The organism is Mycobacterium sp. (assembly GCF_035633495.1).
Lineage (GTDB): Bacteria > Actinomycetota > Actinomycetes > Mycobacteriales > Mycobacteriaceae > Mycobacterium.
In genome coordinates this window covers 1-1,511 of record NZ_DASQEU010000040.1, presented here as the reverse complement: position 1 = coordinate 1,511, position 1,511 = coordinate 1, and the positions used below count along the sequence as shown (strand labels likewise).

2 protein-coding genes are annotated in these 1,511 nt (G+C 67.4%); both read right to left on the bottom strand.

The window, feature by feature from the left end; genetic code table 11:
• Positions 1–429 (bottom strand): ParB N-terminal domain-containing protein (locus VET27_RS06105; protein WP_526516125.1); only part of this gene is annotated, 429 nt, incomplete at its 3' end.
• On the bottom strand, positions 426–1,247 hold the full coding sequence (locus VET27_RS06100) for a ParA family protein (protein ID WP_526516127.1): 822 nt from the start codon (positions 1,245–1,247) through the stop codon (positions 426–428). The genes VET27_RS06100 and VET27_RS06105, both read right to left, overlap by 4 nt.
• Positions 1,248–1,511 lie beyond the last annotated feature (264 nt).

Below are 1,511 nucleotides of genomic sequence, written 5' to 3'. Positions count from 1 at the left end.
GGCCGCCCGCCAGCGGCGCTCGCCCATGACCATTTCGTAGCCGCCGTCGGCCGCATCCCGGACAACGACGGGCTGCAGCATGCCGAATTCGCGGATGGAGTGGGTCAACTCGAGCAGGGCGTCCTCGTCGAACACCGACCGCGGGTTGCGCGGGTTCCGGCGGATGGCGTCGATGGGAATGTCCCGATAACGGGGTCCCACGCCGTTGGATGACGCATCAACGTCTGGGTTCGACCCCGGCTGGACCGCTTCGCCGGTCTGGCCGTCGGTGGGTGCAGGGAGCGCACCGCCGCCGATCAGGGTCAGCGCGGCTGGCTCCCGGCGGGCGGGACCGCCGCTCATGAGCACGTCGGAGACGGTGGTGGTGTCCGGACCGGTCGGGATCAGCGCCGCCAGGCCTCGACCCAGTCCACCTCGTGGCTTGCTCATGACAACTCCCTCGCGCCGCGGTCGGCGATCTCGCGCGCCGCATCCAGGTAACTCATGGCCCCCCGGGAACCGGGGTCGTACGTCAACACGGACTGCCCGAAGCCCGGTGCTTCGGAGACCTTCACCGACCGCGGTATCGATGCGGTCAGCACCTTGGGCCCGAAGTGCCTGCGCACCTCGGACGCGACCTGGTCGGCGAGCTTCGTCCGGCCGTCGTACATCGTCAGCAGGATCGTCGAGACATCCAGGTCCGGGTTGAGGTGCGCCTTGACCAGGTCGATGTTCTTGAGCAGCTGGCCCAGGCCCTCCAGCGCGTAATACTCGCACTGGATCGGGATCAGCACCTCGTCGACCGCAGCCATCGCGTTCACCGTCAGCAGGCCGAGCGATGGCGGGCAGTCGATGAAGATGTAGTCGTAGTACGTGTCGATCTTCTCCAATGCCTGCTTCAGCCTGGTCTCCCGCGCGACCATCGACACCAGCTCGATCTCCGCACCGGCCAGGTCGATAGTGGCCGGCACGCACCCGAGCCTGGGCGCGTCCGGGCAGGTCTGAATCGCCTCCGCCGCGGTGATCTCGCCGATCAGGACGTCGTAGACCGACGGCGTGCCGGCCTTCCGATCCACGCCCAGGGCCGTTGACGCATTGCCCTGCGGATCGAGATCGATGACCAGCACGTGCAATCCGGCCAGGGCGAGGGCCACGCCGATGTTCACCGTGGTGGTCGTCTTGCCGACACCGCCCTTCTGATTGGCGACGCAGAACACCCTGCGGTGACGCGGGCGCGGCATGGTGAGGTCGCCGGAGCGGACCTCCATCGCCTGCAAAGTCGCGCGAGCCAAGGGTGTGTCGTCGTCATCGTCGAAGGTGTCGGGTGTTTCACGTGAAACTTCTATCCCGATACTCACGGGCTGCCTGCCTTTCCTCAGTCTCCCGGGCGATCCGAGGCGGAAGGTGCGTCGCCGTGAGACCTCTCGCACGCTACGGCGCATGAACGATCCGATTGCGGCAGCGCGCCGCGCGCGTCATGACAATTCACCTGTCCGGCGGTGCGGGCGTGTTGCGGGACGCGGAGCGTCATT